20 protein-coding genes and 1 tRNA gene are annotated in these 21,455 nt (G+C 29.5%); 12 read left to right on the top strand and 9 right to left on the bottom strand.

Translation table 11 applies throughout. The features are described from left to right. Window position 1: 1 nt before the first annotated feature. A complete protein-coding gene (gene thiD, locus ACTT83_RS00105) occupies window positions 2-814 on the top strand; it encodes a bifunctional hydroxymethylpyrimidine kinase/phosphomethylpyrimidine kinase (RefSeq protein WP_440918234.1) in 813 nt (270 codons plus the stop codon). Beyond that, window positions 814-2,106, top strand: coding sequence for an adenylosuccinate synthase (locus ACTT83_RS00100; RefSeq protein WP_440918233.1), 1,293 nt, complete (start codon window positions 814-816; stop codon window positions 2,104-2,106). Before thiD ends, ACTT83_RS00100 begins: the two co-directional genes overlap by 1 nt. Here ACTT83_RS00100 and rpoH read toward each other — a convergent pair. Together rpoH and ACTT83_RS00090 are read right to left on the bottom strand one after the other, a co-directional pair. Further along, window positions 2,103-2,996 (bottom strand): RNA polymerase sigma factor RpoH, encoded by an 894-nt coding sequence (gene rpoH, locus ACTT83_RS00095; RefSeq protein WP_440918232.1) that lies wholly within the window; start codon window positions 2,994-2,996, stop codon window positions 2,103-2,105. The two genes, ACTT83_RS00100 and rpoH, sit on opposite strands and share 4 nt — an antisense overlap. A gap of 40 nt (window positions 2,997-3,036) precedes the next feature. Continuing rightward, window positions 3,037-4,017: an RluA family pseudouridine synthase gene (locus ACTT83_RS00090; RefSeq protein ID WP_440918231.1), complete on the bottom strand. Its 981-nt coding sequence runs from the start codon at window positions 4,015-4,017 to the stop codon at window positions 3,037-3,039. A 23-nt stretch (window positions 4,018-4,040) separates the two neighbouring features. Between ACTT83_RS00090 and ACTT83_RS00085 the strand changes: the two genes are divergently transcribed. Next, window positions 4,041-4,117 (top strand) — tRNA-Arg (locus ACTT83_RS00085). A gap of 1 nt (window position 4,118) precedes the next feature. Here the strand turns inward: ACTT83_RS00085 and ACTT83_RS00080 are convergent. From ACTT83_RS00080 to ACTT83_RS00070, 3 genes are read right to left on the bottom strand one after another with little or no spacing between them, the layout of a single operon-like run. Beyond that, window positions 4,119-4,910, bottom strand: coding sequence for an ABC transporter permease (locus tag ACTT83_RS00080; protein ID WP_440918230.1), 792 nt, complete (start codon window positions 4,908-4,910; stop codon window positions 4,119-4,121). After that, window positions 4,907-5,635, bottom strand: coding sequence for an ABC transporter ATP-binding protein (locus ACTT83_RS00075; RefSeq protein WP_440918229.1), 729 nt, complete (start codon window positions 5,633-5,635; stop codon window positions 4,907-4,909). The genes ACTT83_RS00080 and ACTT83_RS00075 overlap by 4 nt, the downstream gene beginning before the upstream one ends. Then, window positions 5,619-6,566, bottom strand: coding sequence for an L-threonylcarbamoyladenylate synthase (locus ACTT83_RS00070; protein WP_440918228.1), 948 nt, complete (start codon window positions 6,564-6,566; stop codon window positions 5,619-5,621). The genes ACTT83_RS00075 and ACTT83_RS00070 overlap by 17 nt, the downstream gene beginning before the upstream one ends. 20 nt (window positions 6,567-6,586) lie before the next feature. Between ACTT83_RS00070 and ACTT83_RS00065 the strand changes: the two genes are divergently transcribed. The 3 genes from ACTT83_RS00065 to dxs are packed head-to-tail and all read left to right on the top strand — an operon-like array spanning window position 6,587 to window position 9,604. Further along, the gene (locus tag ACTT83_RS00065; protein WP_440918227.1) at window positions 6,587-6,841 is read left to right on the top strand and encodes an exonuclease VII small subunit; all 255 of its coding nucleotides are present in this window, start codon (window positions 6,587-6,589) and stop codon (window positions 6,839-6,841) included. Further along, window positions 6,822-7,694 (top strand): polyprenyl synthetase family protein, encoded by an 873-nt coding sequence (locus ACTT83_RS00060; RefSeq protein ID WP_440918226.1) that lies wholly within the window; start codon window positions 6,822-6,824, stop codon window positions 7,692-7,694. The genes ACTT83_RS00065 and ACTT83_RS00060 overlap by 20 nt, the downstream gene beginning before the upstream one ends. Beyond that, a complete protein-coding gene (dxs, locus tag ACTT83_RS00055; protein ID WP_440918225.1) occupies window positions 7,691-9,604 on the top strand; it encodes a 1-deoxy-D-xylulose-5-phosphate synthase in 1,914 nt (637 codons plus the stop codon). Before ACTT83_RS00060 ends, dxs begins: the two co-directional genes overlap by 4 nt. A 5-nt stretch (window positions 9,605-9,609) precedes the next feature. On the opposite strand, the gene aroC is transcribed toward dxs, so the two are convergent. After that, window positions 9,610-10,692 carry a chorismate synthase gene (aroC, locus tag ACTT83_RS00050; RefSeq protein ID WP_440918224.1) on the bottom strand — a complete coding sequence of 361 codons (1,083 nt, stop codon included), beginning with the start codon at window positions 10,690-10,692 and terminating at the stop codon, window positions 9,610-9,612. A gap of 33 nt (window positions 10,693-10,725) precedes the next feature. Between aroC and pdxH the strand changes: the two genes are divergently transcribed. Beyond that, window positions 10,726-11,352 carry a pyridoxamine 5'-phosphate oxidase gene (pdxH, locus tag ACTT83_RS00045; protein ID WP_440918223.1) on the top strand — a complete coding sequence of 209 codons (627 nt, stop codon included), beginning with the start codon at window positions 10,726-10,728 and terminating at the stop codon, window positions 11,350-11,352. Here the strand turns inward: pdxH and ACTT83_RS00040 are convergent. Further along, window positions 11,349-12,362, bottom strand: coding sequence for a polyprenyl synthetase family protein (locus tag ACTT83_RS00040; RefSeq protein WP_440918222.1), 1,014 nt, complete (start codon window positions 12,360-12,362; stop codon window positions 11,349-11,351). The two genes, pdxH and ACTT83_RS00040, sit on opposite strands and share 4 nt — an antisense overlap. Window positions 12,363-12,475: 113 nt before the next feature. Between ACTT83_RS00040 and ACTT83_RS00035 the strand changes: the two genes are divergently transcribed. Genes ACTT83_RS00035 through ACTT83_RS00015 form a run of 5 tightly spaced genes read left to right on the top strand, consistent with a single transcriptional unit; the run spans window position 12,476 to window position 19,673 of the window. Further along, entirely contained in the window at window positions 12,476-13,282 is an 807-nt protein-coding gene (locus ACTT83_RS00035; protein ID WP_440918221.1) for a S49 family peptidase, read from the top strand. Next, window positions 13,272-14,153 (top strand): glycine--tRNA ligase subunit alpha, encoded by an 882-nt coding sequence (locus tag ACTT83_RS00030; protein ID WP_440918220.1) that lies wholly within the window; start codon window positions 13,272-13,274, stop codon window positions 14,151-14,153. The genes ACTT83_RS00035 and ACTT83_RS00030 overlap by 11 nt, the downstream gene beginning before the upstream one ends. Window position 14,154: 1 nt before the next feature. After that, a complete protein-coding gene (glyS, locus tag ACTT83_RS00025) occupies window positions 14,155-16,227 on the top strand; it encodes a glycine--tRNA ligase subunit beta (protein WP_440918219.1) in 2,073 nt (690 codons plus the stop codon). After that, window positions 16,220-18,877 (top strand): pyruvate, phosphate dikinase, encoded by a 2,658-nt coding sequence (gene ppdK, locus ACTT83_RS00020; RefSeq protein ID WP_440918218.1) that lies wholly within the window; start codon window positions 16,220-16,222, stop codon window positions 18,875-18,877. Before glyS ends, ppdK begins: the two co-directional genes overlap by 8 nt. Window positions 18,878-18,896: 19 nt before the next feature. Then, entirely contained in the window at window positions 18,897-19,673 is a 777-nt protein-coding gene (locus ACTT83_RS00015; protein ID WP_440918217.1) for a hypothetical protein, read from the top strand. On the opposite strand, the gene ACTT83_RS00010 is transcribed toward ACTT83_RS00015, so the two are convergent. Next, on the bottom strand, window positions 19,657-20,370 hold the full coding sequence (locus ACTT83_RS00010; RefSeq protein WP_440918216.1) for an FkbM family methyltransferase: 714 nt from the start codon (window positions 20,368-20,370) through the stop codon (window positions 19,657-19,659). The genes ACTT83_RS00015 and ACTT83_RS00010 overlap by 17 nt on opposite strands. 27 nt (window positions 20,371-20,397) lie before the next feature. Then, on the bottom strand, window positions 20,398-21,455 hold a 1,058-nt coding region (locus tag ACTT83_RS00005), incomplete at its 5' end, for a PQQ-dependent sugar dehydrogenase (protein WP_440918215.1).

The raw sequence follows: 21,455 nt of genomic DNA, 5'->3' as shown, positions 1-21,455 counted from the left end.
ATTGAGATTAAAGTCTAAAATTTTGATAATCGCTGGATCAGACTCATCTGGTGGGGCTGGTATACAGGCAGATATCAAAACTGTCACTAGTCTTGGCTCTTATGCAATGACTGCTATCACAGCAGTGACTGTTCAAAATACAATGGGTGTTAAATCAGTTATTTCAATACCAACTAATGAAGTAAAAAATCAAATTATTTATTCATCAAGAGATATAAGACCTGATGCCATTAAAATAGGTATGCTTCACTCCACTGAAGTTGTCGAAAAAGTAGCTCACGCTTTAAAGATATTAAAAGTAAAAAAAATTGTTTTAGACCCTGTAATGGTTGCAAAGGGTGGTGCTAAATTAATTGACAGTAAAGCAATTCAAACTTTAAAAAAAAAACTATTAAAAAATGTTCTTTTGATCACGCCAAACATTCCAGAAGCAGAAATTTTAGCAGAGACTAGTATTAAAAACAAAGAGGATATGATTTTTGCAGCAAATAAATTGATAGATTTAGGAGCTAAAAATGTATTGATGAAGGGTGGCCATTTAAAATCAAAAAAAGTAATAGATTTATATCTAAGCAAATCTGATTTTAAAGTCTTTACAAGTTTTAGGCATAAAACAAAAAATACCCATGGTACAGGATGTACATTATCTAGTGCGATAGCAACTTTTCTTTCATGTGGAAAAAGTATTAAGAGCGCTTGTGCGTTGGGAATTAAATATGTAAATTCTGCGATACTGACAAATCCAAACTATGGAAAAGGACATGGTCCCATAAATCATGTTAATTCAATGAAAATAAAACAAAAATTTAATTAATGAAAAATATTGTTGTTGTTGGTTCTCAATGGGGAGATGAGGGAAAAGGTAAGATAGTTGATTGGTTATCTGAACAAGCTGATGTTGTAGTTAGATTTCAAGGTGGTCACAACGCGGGACATACTCTTGTAATAAATGGTGTAACTTATAAACTTCGACTACTTCCATCCGGAATTGTAAGAAAAAATAAAATATCAATAATTGGAAATGGAGTTGTCGTTGACCCCTGGGCATTATTAGATGAAATTGAGGAAATTAAATCAAAAGGAGTTAAGGTTGACACTGATAATTTTATAATTTCAGAGTCTGCAAATTTAATTTTACCTTTTCATAGGGAAATGGATGAAATCCGTGAAGATAGTGCGGGTAAAGGAAAAATTGGAACAACTAGAAGAGGTATCGGACCAGCATATGAGGATAAAGTTGGTAGACGATCAATAAGAGTAATGGACTTGAGATCTGAAAAAAATTTAGATCAAAGGTTAGAGTCAGTTCTTTTACATCATAATGCAATTAGAAAAGGCTTAGGTAAAAAAATCTATGAGAAAGATCAATTAAAAAAAGATTTATTAAAAATTGCTCCTAAGATCTTAAAATACTCAAAACCAGTTTGGTTGAAACTTGACGAATTCAAAAAACAGAAAAAAAGAATATTATTTGAGGGAGCTCAAGGCATATTACTTGATGTTGATCATGGTACATATCCATTTGTGACATCCTCAAATACTGTAGCGTCAAGCGCCGCTACTGGTACAGGTTGTGGACTAAACACAATTAATTATGTTTTAGGAATCACTAAAGCATATACAACTAGGGTTGGAGAAGGTCCGTTTCCAACAGAATTAAAAGATGATATTGGTGAACTTTTAGGAACAAGAGGAAAAGAATTTGGAACAGTTACAAGTCGAAAAAGAAGATGTGGTTGGTTTGATGGTGTTTTAGTAAGACAAACTATTAAAGTCTCAGGGATTGATGGTATAGCACTTACAAAGCTGGATGTTTTAGATGAATTAGATGAAATAAAGATGTGCGTTGAATATGAATTAGATGGAAAAAAAATTAATTATTTACCAGCAGCAGTAGAAGATCAGCTCAAAATAAAACCTATTTATAAAACTTTTGATGGCTGGAAAAAATCAACAAGCGGTATTACGAATATAGATGATCTTCCAGAAAATGCCAAAAATTATATTAAAGAAGTTGAGAATTTTATTGAGACAAAAATATCAAGTATTTCAACCAGCCCAGAACGTGATGATACGATATTAATCGAAAATCCTTTTGAGATTTAATTTACAGGTAATAAGTTTTTTGACTTTGCGAGTAAAAGCATATGCTTTTGTAATTTTTCAAAAGCTTTATTTTCAATTTGCCTTACTCTTTCTCTACTGATTTTATATTTTTTACTTAGGTCTTCCAATGTAGTTGGATTATCATTTAATCTTCTAGAATATAAAATTTCTCTCTCTCTTTCATTTAGGACTTTAATTGAGTTTTTTAACAAGTCTTTTCTTTGTTCCATTTCCTCTTGATGAGCAAATTTTAAGTCATGATCTAATTCTTTATCAACCAACCAGTCTTGCCACTCATCACCATCTTCACCAACTTGTGCATTAAGTGAGAATTCTTTTCCAGATAATCTTCGATTCATTGAAATCACCTCATCTTTACTTACATCAAGCTTATTAGCTATCTCATCAACATGCTCATTTTTTAAATCTCCTTCTGTTTGAGGAGCTATTTGGTTTTTTAATTTTTTAAGATTAAAAAATAATTTTTTTTGTGCAGTAGTTGTACCAATCTTGACTAAGCTCCACGATCTTAAAATATATTCTTGTATTGAAGCTTTTATCCACCACATCGCGTATGTGGCTAATCTAAAACCTTTTTCAGGTTCAAATTTTTTTACCGCTTGCATTAAACCAATATTTCCCTCAGAAATCATTTCATTTACTGGTAATCCATATCCTTTATATCCCATTGCAATTTTTGCAACCAATCTCAAATGACTCGTCACTAATTTCTCTGCTGCTTTAATATCACCAGTTGTTTTCCAATTTTTTGCCAACATATATTCTTCTTCTGCATCAAGCATAGGGAATTTTTTAATCTGTTCCAAATATGCAGATAGACCACCTTCGTTACTTAAAATAGGCAAGTTATTATTTATTGCAGTTTTCATAATGAGTTTATCTAATTAATTATTTATATTTTTCAATGATTTATTTATTAGTATTTCTCAGTATTTTTAAAATATTCTCAAGTTCTAAAGGTAAATTTGAGTTGAAAGTCATTTCTTTGCTTTTCGTGGGGTGAATGAAGCCTAGAGTCTTAGCATGAAGGAATTGTCTTTTAAGCCTATTTAAATTTTGCTCTATCAACGGATTAATGTTTTTAATTTTCTTAAACTTTTTTTTATATTTATCATCACCAACAACACTATTTCCTAAAAAATTCATGTGAACTCTAATTTGATGGGTTCTACCCGTTTCTAATTTGCATTCTACTAAACTTAAAGTTGGTGTGTGTTTATTTTCAAAAATCTCAATAGTTCTATAATTGGTAATTGCTTTTTTTCCTTTAGTCCGACTCACTTCCATCATTTGTCTATTCTTTGAACTTCGTGTTATTAAAGTTTCAATTTTTCCCTTAGAAGGTCTAACTTTTCCCCATATTAATAATTGATAAACTCTTGTTATAGAGTGTTTATTAAACTGATTAGATAAGTTTTCATGTGATAGATTATTTTTTGCTACGACTACTAAACCTGATGTATTTTTATCTATCCTATGTACTATTCCTGGTCTAAGTTCATCACCAATATTCGAAAGAGAGTCTTTATCGTAATCTACTAATGCATTTACAATTGTATTGTCAAAATTTCCAGCTCCTGGATGCATCACAATACCCGCTGGTTTGTTTAGCACTATAATATCTTTGTCCTCATGAACAATATCTAATTTGAATTTAAATGGTTTCAGAGAAGCTTTTTTAGGCTCTGGAATAATCAATTCTATAGCATCGTCTTTTAAAACCTTTTTGGCAGGATCTAAAATAACTTTATTATTAATCTTAAGCTTCTTTTCTAAAATTAAGTTTTTTACTCTAGTTCTACTTATTTCATTTTCCTTACTATTAATAAAAACATCTACACGCATATTTTTATTACTTTCTTTTACAATCAAATTTATTTTTTTTTTCATAAAATGATATATTACTATTATATGCGCTTGTAGCTCAACTGGATAGAGCGCCTGACTTCGGATCAGGAGGTTCTGGGTTCGACTCCTAGCAGGCGCACCAATTATTCACCCATGTTGATCAATGTTCCTTTAATTCGTGCTCTCAAAAAGGATAGATAAAATAGAACTATTCCAATGATTAAATAGATCAGGTTTAATAAATAAGCTTGTTTCAAATTTGTATAATCAATTGACCCATTTAAAAGTATATTTCTAGTCTCATCAAAAATATAAACAAGTGGTAAACCTTTTGCTATGAATTGAAATAATTCTGGTAGAATTTCTATTGGATAATATATGCATCCCAAAGGAGCTAGCAAAAATAGGGACGACCATGCAATATTTTCAAATGATGGACCAAATCTAATTAATCCTGAACTCACAAACAAACCAAGTGTTATACCAAAAAGATATAAACTTAGAAATAGGAATAAAAGTGGTAATCCCAATTTTAAAATTGATACACCAAATAGAGGAGAGGTTAACATTATCGCAGGAACCAATCCTATTAGAGTCCTTATCAACGCAGTAAAAATTAAAGAAATAATAATTTCTTTAAGCTTAAGGGGAGCTATAAACAAATTTGTGAAATTTCTACTCCAGATTTCTTCTAAAAAAAGCATGTTAAAACTGATACTTGATCTAAAAAGAATATCATAAAGTATTGCACACGTTAAAATTACTCCCAAAGTATTGCTATAGTAGTCACTATGTATTGAAAAGAACTTTGAGATAAAACCCCATAAAATTATTTGAATTGTCGGCCAATAAATTAAATCCAAAATTCTTGGTAAAGAACTTTTAATTAAATAAAAATGTCTAAGGAAAAGACCATACATTTTATTGAAATTCATACTTTTTCCCTTGTAAGTTTTAAAAAAACTTCTTCCATATTTTTTCTTCCATGTTTTTTAATTAATTCCTTTGGTCTACCCTCATCAATAATCGATCCTTTATTCATCATTAAAACTGAAGAACATAGCCTCTCTACCTCTGCCATATTATGTGATGCTAATAGAATTGATGTTTTATTTTCTTGTTGATATTCCTCTAAAAAACTTCTAACAAAATCACCTGTTTCAGGATCAAGTGATGCTGTAGGTTCATCAAGAAGTAAAACTTTTGGATTATTAATTATTGACTTTGCAAGACTCACTCTATTTTTTTGACCAGATGATAACTCCCCAGTTAATTTATCTATAAATTCGTAGAGTCTTAATTTTTCACACAGGTAATCAATTTTTGCTTTATGTTTATTTACATCATAAAGCCTCCCATAAACTTCTAAATTTTGTCTAACTGTCAATTTTTTTGGTAACTCTATATAAGGTGATATAAAATTTAATTGATTTAATAAATCTACACGTTGGTTTTCAATTTCGACTCCATTTATTAAAACCTTTCCTCTTGATGGTTTTAATAAACCTAAAATCATACCGATTGTAGTAGTTTTTCCACAACCGTTAGGACCAAGTATCCCAATAATTTCATTTTGATTTACTTTAAAAGAAACCTCTTTTACTGCTTCTTTTGAATTATAAGTTTTTGATAATCCTATTACTTCAAGTGGTTTTTTCATTGAATCTTGATGCTCTTAATAACCTATCATTAATAGTTTTGCCATATCCTCTATCAGGAATTTTACATACTGCAATTGAGCTATACTTCTTTTTTTTAATTTTTCTCAAAGTAGAATATAAATTTTTTGCAGCTTCTTTAAGATTTCCTTTTTGTGACAAAAAATAATAATTTGATTTACTCACTTTTTTCTTTCTAATCAACAAGTATGCCTCATCTTTACGAATATTTTTTGCATTAAGTCTGATGGGCAAACCTGGTGAATAATGAACCTTAAGTTGACCTGGTGAAACGATTTTTGAAGGTTTGTTATTTATTGTTATTTTTTTTCCTAATATTTTTTGAATAGTTAAAACATTTAAGCCTCCCAATCTCAAGATTTTAGGTTTCTCTCTAAGGTCAATAATTGTTGATTCTACTCCAATAGATGATTTTCCGCCTTCAAGTATGTACTTAATTTTTTTTCCAAAATCTTCTTTTACATGATTAGATGTAACAGCACTAACACTAGATGAGGGATTGGCACTTGGAGCTGCTAAAGGAAATTCTAAAATTTTTAGTAATCTTCTCGTGACTGAGTGTCGCGGAAATCTTGCTGCCAATGTTTTTTTTTTGTTAGTAATTATTTTTGAAATTTTTGATGATTTTTTAAGATTTAGTATAAAAGTTAAAGGACCAGGACAAAATTTTTTATATAGTTTAATAAAGTCATTGTTTAAATGACAATCTTTTTTCAACCTTTGAATATTCAGATAATGAACTATTAGAGGGTTATTTTTTGGTCTTTTTTTAAGTTTATATATTTTTTGACAGGCTTGGTCTGAGTAGGCATTACCCGCCAAACCATAAACTGTTTCTGTAGGTATAGCAATACACTCCCTTTTATAAAGAAGTTTTTTTGCTTTTTTAATATTTGCAAGATTAATTTTCATGTATTATCTGAGAGTATTATATGAAAGATAAAGATTTACCAAATAATTATGAATCTTCGTCTCTGGAGGAATTAACTCTCGAAGTTAATAAGATAATTGAAGATTTAGAAAGTCAAAAAGATTTACAAAATTCAATTGAAAAATATCAAAATTTGATAAAACTTAACAATATCATCGAGAAAAAATTTAAAAAAAAAGTCACTGATATTAATACAACAACTAAAGATAATATATCTAAGATAACCTCAAAAAATAATGCAAAAAAAACTAAATAAAATTGCTAAAGATACAAATATTTTTTTAAAAAGATTTATAAAAAAGCAAAAAAAATCAGAGTTAATTGTCCCAATGCAATATGGATTATTTTCAGGTGGCAAAAAAATAAGATCAAAAATATTGGTTGATGTCGGTTCAATATTTAATTTAAATTATAAAACTTTATTAATTATTGGTGCTGCTGTTGAATGTATTCATGCTTATTCACTTATTCATGACGATTTACCATGTATGGATAATGATTTAATAAGACGAGGTAAGCCTTCTGCTCATATCAAATTTGGAGAGTCTACAGCTGTTCTTGCTGGAAACTCACTCTTAACTATGGCTTTCGAAATTTTGAGTCATAAAGATTTGAATGTTAATGAAAAAACAAAAATTAGATTAATTAATAAAATTTCTGAGAGTTCTGGACATCTCGGGATTGCTGGTGGTCAATATTTAGATCTTAACTATGAACATAAGAAAATTTCAGAAAAAAAAATAATTGAAATGGAAATAAAAAAAACTGGAAAATTGTTTAGTTTTTGTTGTGTAGCTCCATTAATTTTAAAGAACAAAAGTAAAAAAGATATCCAAAAATTTGAAACTATTGGAGCTGATATAGGATTACTATTTCAAGTTGCTGACGATTTAATTGATTATAATGGAAGTCTTTCTGCTGCAGGAAAAAAAACTGGAAAAGATAAGAAAAAAGGTAAAGCAACTCTTATTAGTTTACTGGGAGATAAAAATACTATTAAATATGCAAATAAACTAATTTTAAAAATAAATACTAAGTTAAAAAAGTATGGACCAAAATCTAAGAATTTAACCGAAACTCTAAATTATATTTTAAATAGAAATAAATGAAAAAAAATTACGAATTTTTAGATCAGATTAATTTTCCATCAGACTTAAAAAAAGTTCCTGAAACAAAACTGCAAAAGGTTGCTGATGAATTAAGAGAGGAAATGATCGATGCAGTATCAGTTACTGGAGGACATTTAGGTGCTAGTTTAGGTGTAGTAGAATTAAGCGTAGCATTACATTATATTTTTAACACACCAAGTGATAAATTAATTTGGGATGTGGGACACCAATGTTATCCACATAAAATTTTAACAGGAAGAAAAGATAAAATAAGAACACTTCGGCAAGGAGGGGGTCTCTCAGGATTTACTAAGCGTTTAGAAAGTGAATATGATCCTTTCGGAGCTGCGCATAGTTCTACCTCAATTTCATCAGCTTTGGGAATTGCAGAAGCAAATAAATTATCAAAAAAATCAGAGAATGTTATAGCAGTGATTGGTGATGGTGCAATAAGTGCAGGTATGGCTTATGAGGCCATGAATAATGCGGGTGCCTCTAAGACTAAAATGATTGTGATATTGAATGATAACGACATGTCAATTGCAAGGCCTGTTGGAGCAATGGGAACATATTTAGCTAAAATTTTTTCTGGTAAAATTTATTTTAGTTTAAGAGAAACTATAAAATTGATTACATCGGCATTTTCAAAAAGATTTAGTGCAAAAGCGGGTAAAGCTGAAGATTTATTAAGATCAGCTGTAACTGGTGGAACTTTATTTAGTTCATTAGGTTTCTATTATATTGGTCCTATAGATGGCCATGACCTTTCTTCATTAATTCCAATTTTAAGAAATGCAAGAGACTCAAAACACCAAGGTCCTATATTAATTCATATAAAAACAAAAAAAGGAAAAGGCTATTCTTTTGCTGAAGAGGCAAAAGATCACTATCATGGGGTATCCAAATTTAATGTAAAGACTGGAGAACAGCAAAAAAGTTCCAGTAAAGTACCATCATACACTAAAGTTTTTGCTGATACTCTGATACAACACGCAAAAAAAGATAGTAAAATAATTGCAATAACAGCAGCAATGCCAGATGGAACTGGATTAAGCAATTTTAGAAAAGAATTTCCAGATAGAACTTATGATGTTGGTATTGCCGAACAACATGCTGTTACGTTTGCAGCTGGTTTAGCGACTGAGAATTACAAACCTTATGCAGCAATTTACTCAACATTCCTTCAGCGAGCATATGATCAAGTCGTTCATGATGTTGCAATTCAGAGTTTACCTGTAAGATTTGCAATAGATAGAGCGGGATTAGTTGGAGCTGATGGACCTACACACGCTGGTAGTTTTGACACGACTTATTTAGCAACACTACCAAATTTTATTGTAATGGCTGCAAGTGATGAGGCCGAGTTGGTAAGAATGATTAATACTTCTACAGAAATTAATGATAGACCCTGTGCATTCAGATATCCAAGAGGAACTGGTATTGGATCAATATTGCCATCAATTAATGAAAAGATAGAGATTGGTAAATCAAGAATTATTCAAGATGGAAAAAAGTTAGCTTTAATAAACTTTGGTGCAAGATTAAGTGAAAGTTTAAGGGCATCAGAAAATTTAAAAAAAAAAGGTGTTAATATTACAATAGTGGATGCAAGATTTGCCAAACCATTGGATGAAAATTTGATATGGCAATTAGCAACTACACACGAGGCAATTGTAACTATTGAGGAGGGGTCAATTGGTGGATTCGGTTCTCATGTGATTGATTTTTTAACAAAAAAGGGACTAATGGACTCAAATTTAAAATTTAGATCAATGAAACTTCCAGATATTTTTATTGATCAAGACAAACCTGAAAACATGTATAAACTCGCAAATTTAGATAGCATTTCTATTGAAGAACAAATTTTAGATGTATTAAATTCAAATATTATCTTACAAAAACAAAAATAAAGTGATTATCCACATTGAGCTTGATTCAATAAATAATGATCAAGTAAAACGCATGATAGCATAGCTTCACCCACTGGAACTGCTCTAATTCCAACACACGGATCATGTCTTCCCTTAACAGATATGCTAGTATTTTTTCCAAATTTATTAATTGTCTTTCTGCTCTTCAAAATTGATGATGTAGGCTTTACAGCAAATGAAACAATTATTTGTTGACCAGAGGAGATGCCACCAAGAATTCCACCTGCATTATTTGAGTTAAACTTTAATTTATTTTTTGATTTTGAAATTTCATCTGAGTTTTCTTCTCCGGACAATTGAGCGGAATTCATTCCAGAGCCAATATTAACTCCTTTTACAGCATTAATACTCATCATTGCAGATGCAATATCAGAGTCTAGTTTTGAGTAAATTGGTGCCCCCAATCCTGCAGGAATACCATTAGCTCTAATTTCAATTATAGCACCACAAGATGAACCTGCCTTTCTAATACTTAAAAGATATTTTTCCCAGATTTTAAGCATAGATTTATCAGGACAAAAAAACGGATTTTTATAAATTATCTTATCATCCCACTTGTTTGTATCGCATCCAAGAATTCCAAGTTGTGTAACTGCACCAGAAATTTTAAATTTTTTACCTAATTTTTTTTCCAAAACTTTTTTTGCTACCGCTCCTGCTGCAACTCTAGAAGCAGTCTCTCGCGCAGAAGACCTTCCACCACCTCTATAATCTCTAATGCCATACTTTTTAAAGTAAGTGAAATCAGCATGACCTGGTCTGAATTTATCCTTAATATCACTATAATCTTTTGAGCGCATATCCTCGTTATAAATTATTAAAGAGATTGGAGTTCCAGTTGTTTTACCTTCAAAGACTCCTGAAAGAATCTCTACTTTATCACTCTCTTTTCTTTGAGTAGTAAATTTAGATTGACCAGGTTTTCTTTTGTTGAGTTCTATCTGAATATCTCGTTCATTGAGGTTTATTAGTGGTGGACAACCATCTATTATACAACCAATTGCAGGACCATGAGATTCTCCCCATGTAGTGAAACGAAAAACCTTTCCAAAAGTATTAAATGACATTATTTATATTGTATAGATTATTTTGTTAAAATTATGAATGAAAAAAACTCACTAGGGCTTAATAAGTGCTTTCTAGATTTAGATGATCCTTTTAAATTATTTGAAAGTTGGTACGAAGAGGCAAAAAAGAATGAAATTAATGATCCAAATGCTTTAGCTCTTGGAACTGCAACAAAACAAGGCGTTCCATCAGTAAGGATGGTGCTTCTTAAAGGTTACGATGAAAATGGATTTGTTTTTTATACTAATCTTAATAGCCAGAAAGGAAATGAAATAAAAGAAAACCCCAATGCAACAATGTGTTTTCATTGGAAAAGTTTGCTTAGGCAAATTAGAATTGTAGGTACTTTGAGCCAAGTAGAAGATGAGGTAGCTGATAATTATTTTAACTCTAGAGCTTACGAAAGTAGAATTGGAGCTTGGGCATCAAAACAAAGTAGTGAATTAATCAATAGAGAGGAATTAATAAAATCATTAGAAAAATTTAAGAATAAATACCAAGATCAAAATAATGTTCCAAGACCAAATCATTGGTCTGGCTGGAATTTAAAACCTACGAGCATAGAATTTTGGTTAGATGGAGATAATAGAATACACGAAAGACTAAAGTATAAATTGACAACAAATAATGATTGGACAAAAAGTCTATTAAGCCCCTAAAAATTTCTTGATAAACTAAAAGACGTTAAATTTTCGAGTATATTTTTTTCTTCAGAGTCCTTAAATACCAACAATGAATTTGATGACAAATTAATATAGTGCTTGGCCTTTTGATAACAACTATTTATAATATTGTATTTTTTTATTAAAGATAAAGTATAATTTAAATCATTTTGATTTCTCTCTTCTTTTGCAAAAGTTTTTTTAAGAGTTTCTTTCTCATCATTCTTAGCTTTTTGAAACAAAAGAATTATTGGTAGTGTAATTTTTCCCTCATAGAAGTCTTGACCGATATTTTTTCCAAATAGTTTTAATTCTGAATTATAATCTAAAGTGTCATCAGCAATTTGAAAAGTTAAACCCAGATTTCTACCATAAAACTCTAAAGCTTCTTTCTCTTTAGTTTTCATTTCTGATAAAATTGCTCCTACCTTAGTTGCAGCAGCAAATAACTCAGCTGTCTTTGAAGAAATTATTTTCAAATAAGTTTCTTCAAGCATGTCAACTTCACCTTTATGCTGGAGTTGCAAAATTTCACCTTGAGCAATTATTGATGATGTTGATGATAATAGTTTTAAAACTTCAATGTTTCCATCTTCTACCATCATTTCAAAACACCTACTTAGAAGGTAATCGCCAGCTAAAACAGAAGAGTGGTTACCCCAGATTTTATTTGGTGTTTTTTTACCTCTTCTAATTGAACCATTATCTATAACATCATCATGCATCAAAGTTGCAGCATGAATTAGTTCCACGCAAGCTGCTAAATTTATATCTCTGGTACCTTTTGTATAACCACATAACTTTGATGAACCCAAAGTTAATAAGGCTCTTAACCTTTTGCCACCAGTATTTAAATGATAATCTGTCATTTTTTTAACTAACTCAACATTACTATCAAGTTTTGATTTAATTTTTTCTTCAACAAGCATTAACTTATTTTCAACTGAGTTTTTTAGTTGAAAGTAAGAGTTATTAATTTGTTTTTTAAGTTGAATTACGCTTCCCATAATGTGAGCAAATTAGTGTAATAAGTTTCTTTTGATACTTATCAATTGACGCACCTAAATCTTCAATTATAAGGTGTCTTTATATTAATACAAAAATTCTATAAAGTTTTGTTATGTTCTCAATTTTTAAAAAGAAGAAAATTATTCCTCATATTAAATTAGCCGGTGTTATCGGAAACGTAGGTAAATTTAAACAAGGTATAGATTTTTCAGGTCAAGAAGAGATAATTTTAAAGGCTTTTTCTGTTAAAAAAGCACCATGTGTTGCTATTACAATTAATTCTCCTGGTGGATCACCTGTTCAATCACACTTAATCTTTAATTTTATAAGACAACAAGCGAAAAAAAATAAAAAAAAGGTAATAGTTTTTGCAGAGGATATTGCTGCATCAGGAGGCTATTTAATTGCGTGTGCTGGTGATGAAATTTATGCAAACTCTAGTTCAATTATTGGATCTATAGGTGTAATTTATTCATCATTTGGCTTTACAGAGTTTATTAAAAAAATTGGAGTTGAAAGAAGAGTTCATACTGCTGGTAAAAATAAAAGCACTCTCGATCCGTTTCTTGAAGAAAAAAAAGAAGATATAGAAAGATTAAAAAATATACAATTAGATTTGCATAAAGACTTCATTAATGTTGTTGAAAAAAGTAGAGGTGGAAAACTTAAGAAATCAGAAGTCGAGTTATTTTCTGGAGAGTTTTGGTCTGGAACTAAATCCAAAGAACTTGGTTTGATTGACGAAATAGGTGATGCCAATCAAGTGTTGAGAGAAAAATTTGGAGAAGATGTAATAATAAAAAAATTTGAAAAATCTAAAAGTTGGTTGAGTAAGAAATTATCATCATCTAACGATCACGTCGATCAAGTCGCAAATATATTAGAAGAAAAATCTATTTGGCAAAAATATGGCCTCTAAAAAAAGTAAAAAAAAACCAAAATTTCAAAATTTTCAGGATACAATTTTAAACCTCCAAAAATATTGGAGTAAACATGGTTGTATAATTTTACAACCATATGATATAGAGGTTGGAGCAGGAACTTTTCATCCAGCTACAACTCTTAGGTCACTTGGACCAAAACCATGGAAAGCAGCTTATGTACAACCTTCTAGAAGACCAACTGATGGAAGATATGGAGATAACCCTAATAGACTTCAGCACTATTATCAATTTCAAGTTATAATTAAACCTTCTCCATCAAATATAAAAAAACTTTATTTAAATAGTTTATCTACAATCGGTATTGATCATAAAAATCATGATATTAGATTTGTTGAGGATGATTGGGAAAGTCCAACTTTAGGCGCAGCAGGTCTTGGTTGGGAAGTTTGGTGTGATGGAATGGAAATAACTCAATTTACATATTTTCAACAAATGGCTGGCTTTGAGTGCAAACCTGTTTCGGTGGAAATTACTTATGGCTTAGAAAGAATTTGTATGTTCACACAACAAAAAAATAATGTTTATGATTTAATTTGGAATAACGAAAATGTTGAATACAGAGAAGTTTTTCATCAAGCGGAGAAAGAATTTTCGGCTTATAACTTTGAACATGCTAATACCTCGAATCTGTTAAAAATATTTGATATGTTAGAAAGTGAGGCTAAATCATTAATAAATAAAAAAATATCACTCCCAGCTTATGATCAATGCTTAAAAGCAAGTCATGTATTTAATATACTTGATGCAAGAGGAGCTATCAGTGTTGCCCAGAGAGCAGAATACATTGGACGTATAAGAGAAATTACAAAATCTGTTGCTTCAATTTGGATTGATACGCAAATATAAAATGGCAGAATTTTTTTTAGAATTGTTTAGTGAGGAAATTCCAGCTAATTTACAAAAAAATTTTCGTGAAAAACTTTTAGAGGAATTTAGAGAATATTTTATCAATAAATCTATAAAATCGAAAAAAAGTTTTTCATTATCAACTCCAAACAGAGTAATTATCGTATTTGAGGGCTTACACAAAAAAATTAAAGTTGAGTCTGAGGAAATAAAAGGACCCAAAACTAGTGCTCCTGTAGAAGCAATTGAGGGTTTTTTGAGATCAAATAAAATTGACAAAAAACAACTTATTAAACGTGATACAGAAAAAGGAGAATTTTACTTTTTTAAAACACCCTCAAAAACATTGAACACTTCAGATTTGTTAAAAGATTTAGTACCAAAACTTTTAGGTAGCTACCAATGGAAAAAATCAATGAAATGGGGTGAATTTAACCTTAATTGGGCAAGACCATTAAAGTCTATTTTATCAGTGTTTGATGAAAAAATTATAGATTTTAAATTTTACCATTTAACTTCGTCTAATAAAACCTTTATTGATAAAGATTATGAAGAAAAAACAGGAGTATTTAAAAATTTCAAATCTTATGAAAGATTTTTGAAGATACATGGAACGATTGTTGATCAAACTAAAAGAAAACAAATTATTCAAAATGAATTCACAAAGATATTAAGTAAAAAAAAATTATATATTTTAGAAAATTTAAAATTATTTGATGAGGTTGTAGATTTAGTTGAATGTCCAAACGTTTTACTATGTGATTTTGATAAAAAATTTTTGTCAATTCCGAGAGAAATACTTATTTTGACTATGCAGTCTCATCAAAAATATTTTCCTACGATTGATAAAAATAATCAAATTACAAATCAATTTTTACTCGTTGCAAATAAAAAAGATCACAAAGGGTTAATCAAACTTGGAAATCAAAGAGTTATTGATGCTAGATTGAGTGATGCAGAATTTTTTTGGAATAAAGATAAAACACAAAATTTAGTGAAAAAGGTATCTGAACTAAAAAGAATTAATTTTTTCAAGGGTCTTGGAACCTATTTTGATAAAGTTCAGCGAATGAGAAAATTAGGTGGGATGATATCTGATGAATTATTAATTAGTAAAGAAAAAGTAGAGTTATCAGTATCTATTTGTAAAACAGATTTAACTTCTGATTTAGTTGGTGAATTTCCTGAATTACAGGGAATTATGGGGGGCTATTTTTCCGCACAACAAGGTTTTGATAAAGATATTTGTTTATCAATAACTGAACAATATTTACCGATTGGATTAGATTCAAATGTGCCAAAAAAGCCTTTCAGTATTGCTTTATCGATGACAGACAAAATAGATAATCTTGTTGGTTTTTTTGGGATTGGTGAAAAACCCTCAAGTTCAAAAGATCCGTTTGCACTTAGAAGAGTGGCGCTCGGCATAATAAGAATAATAATTGAAAATAAAAAAGATTTAAAATTAAACGATTTATTGAATTATTCTATTGGTTTATATCAAGAACAAAATTTTACTCTTGTAAATGATGAATTAAAAAAAGATTTAAGTAATTTCTTAAAAGATAGATTTAGATATTATCTCAAAGAAAAAGATATTCGATTTGATATCATTGAGGCGTCGATTTCAAATTTTTCAACTAATAAATTGTTTTCATCTTTTGAAAAAGCAAGATGTGTAAATAAAATAATAAATAATCAAATTGGTATAGATATAACATCAAGTTACAAAAGGGCTTCCAACATACTTCAAAGTGAAATGGAAAATAAGGAAATTGAAATAACTAATTCAACTGATCCTGGTATTTTTAAAAGCGATTATGAAAAAAATTTGTTTAAAAAGATATCTGATATAAAGAAGTATTATTCAGATATAGATAATAATGAAAATTTTGAAGAATCTTTATCGGTCTTAGCTGGGGCAAAAAAAGAAGTTTTCGAATTTTTTGATAATGTCAAAGTAAATGAAGATAATGAAGATTTAAGAAAAAATCGTTTGGAACTTATAAATATGTTATGTAAAACCTTTCAAAATTTTATGAATTTTCAATTGTTAAAAGCAAATAATGAATAAGTTAATTGTAAATTTTAAATCTAAAGACACTAAAAAAATTAAAAATCCCAAAAATTTTTTAGGTGGCAAAGGTGCTAATCTATCGGAAATGGGAAGAATGGGTCTTCCAGTTCCGCCTGGATTTACAATTTCAACAAACGTCTGTGATCTTTTTTACCAAAATAAAAAGAGATTGAATTCTTCATTGATCAATCAAATTAAAAAAGAGTTAAAGATAATTGAGAAAGATGTTAGAAAAAAATTTGGAGATCTAAAAAATCCACTTTTATTATCTGTGAGATCTGGTGCCAGAGTATCAATGCCTGGTATGATGGATACAATACTAAATCTTGGTTTGAATGACAAAACTGTTAAAGCATTAGCTATTAAAACTTCTAACGGAAGATTTGCTAAGGATAGTTATAGAAGATTTATTCAAATGTATGGAAATGTTGTTCTTGGGGTAGAAAGTTATTATTTTGAGGAACTTATAGAAAATTATAAATTAACCAAAGGAGTTTTACTGGATACAGATCTTGATGAGGATGATTGGGATGGTTTAATAAATGATTTTAAAAAAATTGTTAAAGAAAAAACAAAAAAAGAATTTCCTCAGGATGTTTATAAACAATTATTTGGAGCAATAAGTGCAGTATTTTTATCTTGGGAAAGTAATAGAGCTAAAATTTACAGAAAGTTAAACCAGATACCATCCGAGTGGGGAACAGCAGTAAATGTTCAATCAATGGTTTTTGGTAATATGGGAAATGATTGTGCTACTGGAGTTGTTTTTACGAGAAATCCATCAGACGGATCAAATGATATTTATGGAGAGTATTTAATTAATGCTCAAGGGGAGGATGTTGTAGCAGGCACAAGGACCCCGCAATATATTACCAAAAAAGGTAAACAAGAGGCAAAAGTTGAGTCACTATCTATGGAAGAGTCTATGCCTAAAGTTTATTTGGAGCTTTATAAAATATTAAAAAAGTTAGAAACGCATTACAAAGATATGCAAGATGTGGAATTTACGGTTGAGAATAAGAAATTATGGATCCTACAAACTAGGTCAGGTAAAAGAACTGCAAAATCAGCAGTTAAGATTGCTGTAGATATGGTAAAGGAAAAATTAATTTCAAAAAAACAAGCAATTTTAAGAATAGATCCAAATTCTTTGGACACACTATTACACCCTACTTTGGATGAAAAAAGTTCTATAGAGATAATTGCGAATGGTTTACCTGCCTCACCTGGAGCTGCTAGTGGAAAGGTGGTGTTTACATCTGAAGAGGCTGAGAGACTTAATAATATGATGCAAGATGTAATATTAGTTAGAGTAGAAACTTCTCCAGAAGATATTCAGGGTATGCACGCTGCTAAAGGAATATTGACTGCTAGGGGAGGAATGACAAGTCATGCAGCTGTAGTTGCAAGAGGAATGGGAAGACCATGTGTTTCTGGTTCGAGTGAAATCGATATTGATTATGAAAAAAAAATTTTTAAAACTGATTCAATTGAAATTAAAGAAGGAGATGTAATTACAATTGATGGGTCCTCTGGGCGAATTATTTTGGGAAGTGTGCCAACAGTAAAACCTGAAATTTCTGGCGACTTTTCAAAATTAATGAGTTGGGCAGACAATGTTAGAAAACTTAGAGTACGAACAAATGCAGAAACACCGTTAGATACAAAAGTTGCAAGAGATTTTGGAGCAGAGGGAATTGGCTTATGCAGAACGGAACACATGTTTTTTGATGAAGAAAGAATTATTTCTGTGCGAGAGATGATACTTTCTAAAACTAAGGAGGATAGATTAAAAGCACTCTTGAAGCTTTTACCGCATCAAAAAAAAGATTTTGTTGAAATATTCAAGATTATGCATGGATTACCAGTTACAGTACGTTTACTTGATCCCCCATTACACGAGTTTCTACCAAAATCTGAAAAAGAAATTTCAGAGGTTGCAGAAGTGGTTGGTATAAGTATTAAAGAAGTAAAATCTCGAATTGATGAACTTCATGAGCAAAATCCCATGCTTGGACACAGAGGTTGTAGATTAGGTATTTCATTCCCAGAAATTTATGAAATGCAATGTGAGGCAATTTTTAAAGCCTTATCAGAGCTTAAAAAGAATAAACAAAAATTTGCATTCCCCGAAATAATGATTCCACTTGTATCGACTGAGGCAGAAATCAAAATAATGAAAGATCTTGTGATTAATACTGCAAGAAAAGTGCAAAAAGCAAATAAAGTGAAAATAGAATTTTTAGTTGGAACAATGATTGAGTTACCAAGAGCAGCGATAAAAGCAAAAGATATCGCAAAACATGCTGAATTTTTTAGCTTTGGGACTAATGATTTAACTCAAACCACTTTTGGTATTAGCAGAGATGATAGTGGAAAATTTCTTAATGATTATATTGAAAACAAGATTTTTTCAATAGATCCATTTATTTCAATAGATGAAGGTGTAGAAGATTTAGTTGAGATAGCTGTTACCAAAGGAAAAAAACAAAACAAAAAAATCAAGTTAGGTATCTGTGGTGAACATGGTGGTGATCCAAAGAGTATTAATTTCTGCTCAAAAATTGGCCTTAATTATGTTTCATGTTCTCCTTATAGAGTTCCCATAGCAAGATTAGCTGCAGCACAAGCTGAAATTAATAAATAGACTTAGAATAAAGCATTATATGCTACCAAATTTCTTAAAACCATATCACACTAACTTTTCAAATTTAATTAGAATTGGGAGAAAATCAGATGGTGGATATGTAATAGATAAACGCGTTATAAAAAAAACAAACACGATCATTACTTGTGGACTTGAAGCGGAATGGAGTTTCGAAAATCATTTTCAAAAATATAATAAAAATTGTAAAATCTTAGCCTTTGACCACACAGTAGATAAAAAGTTTTGGTTAAAAAGATTCTCAAGAAATTTTATTTCCCTAATATTTTTAAAAAAACCAAGTCAAATAACAGACTTTTTTAAATTTGTTGAATATTTAATTTTTTTTAGAGGTAAAAATAAACATTTTTTAAAAAAGATTGTTTCAAAAAAGACAAATAACAATAATCAAATTACAATTACAGATGCAATTGGTAACAATACAAAAATTGTTTTAAAAATTGATATTGAGGGTGATGAGTATAAGATTTTAAAAGAAATAAACAAAAATTCTGATAAATTAAATTTGGTTATTATAGAATTCCACAATCTTCAAAAAAATTTGAAAAAGATAGAGAATTTTATCAGTAAAACAAAATTAAAAAATATTCATATTAATGCAAATAATTTTGGAATGGTTGATGAATTCGGTATTCCACAAGTAATTGAAATGACATTAATAAATCCAAACAAATTTAAGATAAAAAATAAAAAAACTAGAAGGAAATATCCAATTAAAGGTTTAGATTTCAAAAATCGTAAAAGAGGAAAGGAAATCCAAATTACTTTTGATAAGTAAAAATAAATGAATTAAAACCTTTCCAAGATAATTTGTATCCATGTTTTAAAAGATGTTCATAAATTCTCGTATCTTTATAATGTTCATTTTTTTTGTCTACTAATGGCGAAATTTCAATACAAATTACTTTAGGGCTATATCTCTTTAAATTTAGACCTAATAAAACTTGATAATCATAACCTTCAGCGTCAATATTTAAAAAATCTATTATTTTATTTGAACATTTTGTTTCCTCAATAATCTCATCTAATCGTTTACATGAAATAGAATATTTCTTTTTAAAGGGTTCTCTTTGCATGTCAGATTCTGCTAAAGATTTTGATAAAGTATTATGAAAAGACAAATTTTTCTTAGAAAAAAAAAATTTCTTTTCAAACTTATCTGATGCTCCAACATTTAGATTTATATCATCAGGTCTAGCAAGATCGAAAAAATCTATTGATGTAGCACTTATATCAATATTGATACCCCTAAATCCTTTTTTATAAAGTAAATAAGTATTATTAATTCTGTAAGGATGAAAAGCCCCAACATCAATATAAAATCCATTTAATCGATCCTTAAAATACTCTAATAAAAATTTATCCTCCCCCTCTTGTGAGAAACTTTTAGAATTTTTAATTAATTTATAATTTTTAAAAAAGTAAAAATAGTAATTAAAAAAACTATTTATTTTTCTTAAATAATCATTAATCACTGATATGCTTGTTCAATTTATTTTAATTTATAGTTTTTTTTTTAAGACCGCTAGTGTACTTGAGGTTTCTAAAAAAATTATTATAATTTTTTTGTCAAGAGATATAATCATATCTCTCACTCTTTCATTAAGAAGAGTATATTTAGTTTTAATAACTTTTTCTCTTTTTTCATCAAGCTTAATGTAGTGAATACCTAAATCCTGATCTTTTATTTCATTTCCCATTGCACCAACAAGAAATTCTGTCTCATCTTCGTTTAACGGAATTATTTGACTTATTCCTATTGATGGATCGAAATATTTTAAAGGTTCTTCAAAACCATATTTTTTATGCGATTTTTTCAAAGGTGCCTCAGACAAAATTTTCTCTGAGTAATTTTTATAATAATGTTCACCATATGAGGATATAGGCCAACCAAAATTTCTAATATTTGATGACGGGTTGTGATTAATATTTATTTCATCACCTCCTTTTGGCCCATGTTCGGTTGAGATAATAAAATTATTTTTTTTACTATAATAAAGCCCCTGGGGATTCCTGTGACCAAGAGAAACAACTTTAGTATTTTCACCTGTAATACTTATACTTAAAATTTTACCAAAATCGCTCTGAGGGTTTTGTGCCAGGGGTCTGTTTCTAAAATCACCAGTTGTAAACAAAAGATTCATTTCATCAAATTTAACAATTCTTCCACCTGCACCTTGTGCGGGATAAAATCCATGGCTGTTATCTACATTTACACAATTAAGAGTTTGATAAAAATTTTGAAAATTTAAATATTCCTCATTTAATTTCGTAGTTATAATTTTCAAATCGTAACAATTTTCTTTTCTTTTTCCAATATAAGAAACATACAAATTATCATTATCTATAAAAACATCTTTTATACCATACTGATCGTGAAAGTAGAATTTTTCATAATTGATTAGGGTATTAATATTTGATTTAATTTTTTTAAATCTCTCCAAGTTGTCTAGTTTTGCATAAGCAAAAATACCATCGTATGTAGCAAGAAATAAATTTTTTTCATTATTATAGAAATCAATAAAACCAGTTCCAATTGCCCCTCTATTGCCATTAAATA

This window comes from Candidatus Pelagibacter sp., from assembly GCF_052049775.1.
Taxonomy (GTDB): domain Bacteria; phylum Pseudomonadota; class Alphaproteobacteria; order Pelagibacterales; family Pelagibacteraceae; genus Pelagibacter.
The sequence above is the reverse complement of the archived record's forward strand: the minus strand, read 5'-3'. Positions and strand labels throughout refer to the sequence as shown.